At 44.9% G+C, this 6,347-nt stretch carries 4 protein-coding genes; 2 read left to right on the top strand and 2 right to left on the bottom strand.

Going from position 1 to position 6,347, the window contains the following annotated elements:
* Positions 1-2,595: endopygalactorunase (locus ACJ751_RS26165; RefSeq protein ID WP_407748486.1), on the top strand; the 2,595-nt coding region annotated here is incomplete at its 5' end.
* Between the two features lie 11 nt (positions 2,596-2,606).
* Positions 2,607-2,978: a cupin domain-containing protein gene (locus ACJ751_RS26170; protein ID WP_407748487.1), complete on the top strand. Its 372-nt coding sequence runs from the start codon at positions 2,607-2,609 to the stop codon at positions 2,976-2,978.
* Positions 2,979-3,069: 91 nt separating this feature from the next.
* On the opposite strand, the gene ACJ751_RS26175 is transcribed toward ACJ751_RS26170, so the two are convergent.
* The gene (locus ACJ751_RS26175; protein ID WP_407748488.1) at positions 3,070-4,662 is read right to left on the bottom strand and encodes a DUF5689 domain-containing protein; all 1,593 of its coding nucleotides are present in this window, start codon (positions 4,660-4,662) and stop codon (positions 3,070-3,072) included.
* A 28-nt stretch (positions 4,663-4,690) separates the two neighbouring features.
* Entirely contained in the window at positions 4,691-6,292 is a 1,602-nt protein-coding gene (locus ACJ751_RS26180) for a SusD/RagB family nutrient-binding outer membrane lipoprotein (RefSeq protein WP_407748489.1), read from the bottom strand.
* Between the last annotated feature and the right edge of the window lie 55 nt (positions 6,293-6,347).

Raw genomic sequence — 6,347 nt, forward strand, 5'->3', positions numbered from 1 at the left:
GTAACAGCGCAGGATGGTATAGCCATGAAAAAATACCTGCTGGTGCTGCAACCGCTGGCGCTGGGTGGGCAGCTTAATTTTCAGCAGGAACGGGTAACGGTGAACACTTCAAAAGACCTGGTACTTTTCTATACAGCCGGGCAACGCAGTCCCGATGCGACGGTAAAAATTTATCTGCCCGCCGGTATTCATGCTACTTTACAAAATACTACCGTGAATGTGATCGGCCGGGGCGATGTTGCCCTGCAAAACCTGGCGCAACAATCTATAGGCAGAACAGGGACCAAATATTCTTACAATAAAGTGGGAGCGGTGTCTATTACACCACAGCCCAATGGCGGCTCCCTGTTGCAATTCGCTCATCTCGATCTGCGGCCGGCTAATGGGGCTGATCTGACAATCGTGATCCGGAATGTACGCTTTACAAAAACGGGTAATTATGCATTCAAAGCAAGCTATACTACTTCAAATCCCGAAGTATTAACCAGCGCAGGCACGGGAGCGGAAACAGCCATGCTTACAGTAACCCCCACCGTAGCCGATTTTGCAAGAACCGTTGACCAGTCATTGCAATACAGGGAAACAGCCTCTACTTATACTACTGCTCAATTTACCTGGAGCGCCATAACCGCAAACTCCGTTCAATTACAACAATCTCTTGATTCCGGTAAAACCTTTACACCCGTCAATGCCACCATCGATTTGAAAAGATCAGTCGCTATTATCACCGGATTGCAACAGGATAAATTATATACATTCAGGTTATTGGTTAAAGATGGATTGCACAAAGGATTTTCGAATCCGGCGCAGTTGTATTCAGGAAAACTGGATGTAAAAACAGCCGGCGCTACCGGCGACAGCAGCCAGGATTGTACCCAGGCCATTAATAAAGCCATCGATTTCCTGAACCGCATAGGAGGGGGCACGCTGCTTTTTAGTAAGGGGATCTATTCTGTTAGAACCGTGCACTTAAAAAGCAATGTGTATTTGTACATTGAAAAAGACGCCGCCATAAAAGCATTAAAAGGCGGCGATGCACCCGAAACCACCTGGTTCAGCGATAAAAAATACCGCTCCGGTTTATCACCTACAGATGCAGGTCCCTATGAAGACCCGGAGAACTATTTAACCAAACAGGATGTGGGCCATCAGTATTTCAATAACGCCTTATTTGTTGGCGAACGGCTCAACAATGTAAAGATCATTGGCAACGGCTACATCACCGGAAACGGCAACCTGGTTACCGGCGACAAGGTAATGAACAATAATCCCGATAACCGGGCCGACAAAATGTTCTCTTTTAAATTATGTACCAATATTGAAATAGGGGGTATTTACCGCGAAGCCGATCTTTGGTACGATAGTACAAAGGACGAACCTTATTACATCAGCAAAGACGGCTCACCCGATTTTGATACGGATAACATGCTGCACATCGATCGCAGCGGGCATTTTGCCTTACTGGCTACCGGTACCGATTCCATCCATGTTCACAATACTTATTTTTCCTGGCGCAGCACGGCAAGTGTGCGGGACATTTATGATTTTATGGCCTGCAGCCACGTAACGGTCACCAATATTTACTCAAAAGTAAGTTCCGATGATATTGTAAAACCCGGTTCCGATTGTTCCCTGGGTTTTACCCGCCCGGCGCACGATTATAAGGTGCGCAATGTGATCGGCGATACCAATTGCAACCTGTTTCAGATAGGTTCCGAAACGGCAGACGACATCACCGACATTTGTGTAGATAATATCTATGTGCTCGGTTCAAACAAAGCAGGGTTTTCGATCTCTACCAACGACGGTGGTCATATAAAGAATATTCACCTCAACTGCGGACATACCGGTCCGTTGCATCACCGGTCGGTAATGTTTCGCACCTTTGCGCCTTTCTTTATTTCCATCAGCAACCGCGGCCGGGTAATAGGAGCGGAAACAGGCAAATACCAGTTTAGGGATAATGGCGAACAGCACAATGAGCTACTGGTTAAAAATGTAAACATCGGCGAGGTGGAAAATATCATCCTGAACGGGATCGACATTTACGAAGTGTATGCAGGCAGTTCCTTCAACGGAAAAAGATGGGCTGGCTACGATGGCAAACAACGCCGGGCAACTCCCATCATTGCAGGGTACAGTCTGCCTACAAGCGAACAGGTAACAGGCGGTCTCCATTTTACCCTGCCCAATGGCAAACATACCGGCTATATAAAAGATATTGTATTCAACGATGTAAAGATACTGGTAAAAGGAGGTAATCCATTATCAGACACAGCAGCCACCCCGCCTGAATTAGGGGTGGGACAATACAATGCAGCCAATCTCAAAACAGAACCATCGTACGGATTGTATGCCCGCCATGTAATGGACCTCACCGTAAAAGGCTGTTCTTTTAACTACGAAAATCGCGACAGCCGGTATCCCATTTATCTCGATGATGTGGTCGGCGCCCGAATTTCAGATGTTCAAATGGTTCGCCCTGCGGATAATAAGGAAGTCATAAAACTCAATCACGCCGCTAACGTTCATGTTGAAAATGTATTTTACTACGAAGACGTCTGGAACAATGCCAAAACAAGTTTACATTTATAGAAAAGTAAGCTATGGAAAACGAATTTCCCTACGATACCCGGCTCGATGTAAAATTCAATCACCTTGAACTGATCGATGTGCCTGCCATTGTTAAAGCCAATCAGCATAAATGGTTCAACCAAACCCTAACGCAGGTGAACAGCAGCGTGGTGCGGGTTGCCATTGTAGAAGGGGAGTACCACTGGCACAAACACGATAACGATGATGAATTCTTTTTTGTACTGGATGGTCAATTGCTCATTGACCTCGAAGACAAAACAATTACTTTAAACCCCTGGGAAGGATTTACGATTACCAAAGGCATTCTTCACCGCACAAGGGCATTGCAAAAGACCGTAATGTTAATGGTGGAAACGAGCGATATTGTTCCTACCGGAGATTAGAAATACGAAGTAGGAGATAAGATACAAAAGAAAGCGGCTGCCTCACATTAAGAGACAGCCGCTTTTCATTGATTGGACAACTTATAAAATATCAATCAACCAGCTTTGTTACATTGGGATCCTTTTCTATAACGTCAACAGTCTTTCCTGTTTTCTGAGGTAATTCTACCTGCACTTTCTTCCGGGCAGTTGTCCATCTGGCAAGCGTAATATTATATATACCACCCATCATATAAAAATAGCCGATATCGGAAGGGGTTGAGTAAGCCATATTGGCGGTATTGCCAGTGGAACGATAATACAGATAAGGTACTATAACGGGCTTATAAGTAGCAGAGTCTATCCCTACCGAATACATAGAGTACCAGTCGTTATTAGTGATCCTGTAGCCTAAGACAGGCGTTTTGGCCGGGTTATAAATATCGAGACCCCCACCCGTGGCCACAAACAATACATCTTCCGGAACTGAAGCTTCGGTAACAGTAGTTCCCTTAAATAATGCAACGCCACAGGTGTTTCCGCTGTTGGCAAACGGGCCGGAGTTACTGAAGCTACTTGCCTTGGCAAGTCCTCCATCTCCGGCGTTTATAGCCTTGTCGGCGCCATTATAATTTTTTTGATAAAAATTTGTTGAAGGTGGAAAAGTATCAGTATCTGCTGGACCATTCATTCCTCTTTTCTGGAAACCAAAATAAAAAAATTCTCCTTTTTTTACGCCGCCCGACGTAATGTTCCATTTAATGGTACGCTGCCCCCCTGTAGCCCAGCCCGCAGCGAGCGGAGTAGCAGTATTGTTATTGCCTGAATTGGAACTAAATACAATGCTGTATGGGGTGGTTGAAAAGTTTATATCTGTAGTAGCCAGCATTTGTACGTATTCACTTCCTCCGTCTCCACCTTTAGGATCGGGCATAAATCCGGTTATAAGCAAATCCTGTGCAGAAGATCCCATATTGATTATATCATTTACATTCCTTGTTCTGAAGACTACAGGCCCTTCAGCAGTACGAAAAGGAATGCCTACATAAGCCGCCAGCCCATAAGGAGTATTCTGGGCATAGCTTGAACCAGGATTGGTATAAAGAGCAAGGTCCCCAAAACCATCATTGATCACCTTGGCGCCACTTATCACGTCCCCTGTTTTTGGAGCAGGATTGAAGCTGCATTTATTAACAAGGCAAAGAGAGCTTTCATAGAGTTCAGGATGCGCTTGTAGTTGAACGGTGGTTACCGGGGTTATACCAATGGATCCTTTACCTGCAGCAGTGACATTAGCTTCTGTAAGGCCTGTAATGGTTAAAATGCCATTTTTACGGGTTAATGTAGCGCCGGCAATATCTATCAGTACCGAGTCGCCCAATTTGTAGTTGGCAGCAGCAGCCCCGATCTCTACAGAAATACCACGCACCGTTTGCAGGCGCCGGTTATCCTGTACTACCAGCAAACCGGCAGGAAGATTTTTTTCTGTATAGTCTGATATAACTACCGCAGCCAGCCTGGAAGCACCGAACATGTTCTCTTTTGAAAGAACCAGGTCCTGGTCTTTATAAAGCGGACGTACATCCAAACAGGAAATTATGTCGCCAGGTGTACCTCCCGGATAATTTTCGTATGGATTTTTATTGCAACTGTTTATTACTACAGCTACGTTTATTATTAAAAAAAGATTTACTAAATATTTCATCTTACTGATTTTTTTATAATTGATACACTTAAGGACGCTGCCACCAAACCTGGGTACTTATTTCATCGGGGCCCTGTATTGCTACCGCATTTTTATAGTTTGTTGGGTTGGCAGCCTGTACATATACCGGGTATACCATTCGCGCTGGCATTACACCCCAGTTTTGCAATCCAGGTCCTTTGGGCAACACAGGGTGTCCCGTGCGTCTGTATTCAAACCACTGTTGCAGATCGGTACAAAACAGTGCATAGTATTTCTGCAGGTGGATCTTTTCCATTTTAACTTCTAAAGGATCACTATCATTCCAAACTTCACTGGCCTGGCCCAGATTTGCAAGATGGTCGATAAAGTTGGGTTTAGTAATATCGTCATTAAAGTTAGCCACCCAATAATTGATGGCAGAGGCTATGCCCTGGTTCCAATAAGTTTGTGCATTGCCGGTGATCCATCCCTTTACAACCGCTTCTGCCAGTATAAACTGTACTTCGGCATACTGCATAATAATACCGGTCCGTTGGTTTTGCTGCAGCGACCAGGTAGTACCTTTACTACCTTCACTGGTATTGTCATAGCTTTGAAAATAAGCGCCCCTTGGATCTCCATGACCAGGCAGGTAGCCGCTTGGTACACCATAAAATCCGCCGCCTGTGGCCTGTGAAATGCCCAAAGAGCCCAGGCCAAGGCTACCTGATCCGTATGGAGCAGCAGAAGTCAAACGCGGGTCGGTCCAGGCAACTAAATAGTCTAAGAAGAAACTGCAAACAGATGGAGCCCGAAAATCCTGTGAACGAACCTGGGTCATATAAGGGTTGGTATATGGATCAGTAGTACTCGTTCCTCCGTTCCAGTAGATTCTGGCACAATCGGCATTGCTTTGAAAAATGGGATATTGTGCAGGATTTTCTGCTATCTGTTTTATTTTCGCAATACATTGCTGTTGTAGTTCCGCTTTGCCCGAGATCCGCAACAAAAGGCGCAGGTATAATGAATTGCCAAATTTTCTCCATTTGGTAACATCTCCTTTATATACGGGATCACCTGATACCCGGATAGTATCGCCTTTTGAAAGCAGGATGTTGGCTTCTTCCAGCTGATTCAACAGATCGAGGTAAATGTCTTTCTGCCTGTCGAAAGCCGGCGTTACACTCGGGTGTACAAAATCAGAATCTCCCTGCAGTGCATGGAAGTAAGGGATATCGCCATAAGTATCTGTAAGGTTAGCAAATACCCATGCTTTACATACTTTTCCAATACCCTGATAGGAGAAATTGATGCTTGAGTCCTTACCATATCCGCGCGCCAGGCTGTCTACCAGTTTAAAGTTGGTCAGTTGCACGTACCAGTTGTTCCATAAATAATCTGACTGGCTGCTTTTATAGGCGTATCTGAATACGGTATTATCACCATCGCTTAGCGATACGGTCACCTGCATCAATTCATTGGTAAAGCTCCTGTTCCGTACCATCCCGGCTGTTACTGAGTTTACCAGGGCAGGCGCCAGCAGCTTGTCGGCAGTTGCGCCAAGAGCGTTGATAGGATCTATGTTCAGCTTATCAAAGTCTTTTTTGCATGAATAGAGTGTTGGCACCGCCATCAACACCATACATACTATAAACAATTGCTTTCTCATCCTTTATTCTTTTATATTGATAAGATTTTATTCAATAATTATAATCCGATTGTTA

The organism is Niastella sp., assembly GCF_045805085.1.
Lineage (GTDB): Bacteria > Bacteroidota > Bacteroidia > Chitinophagales > Chitinophagaceae > Niastella.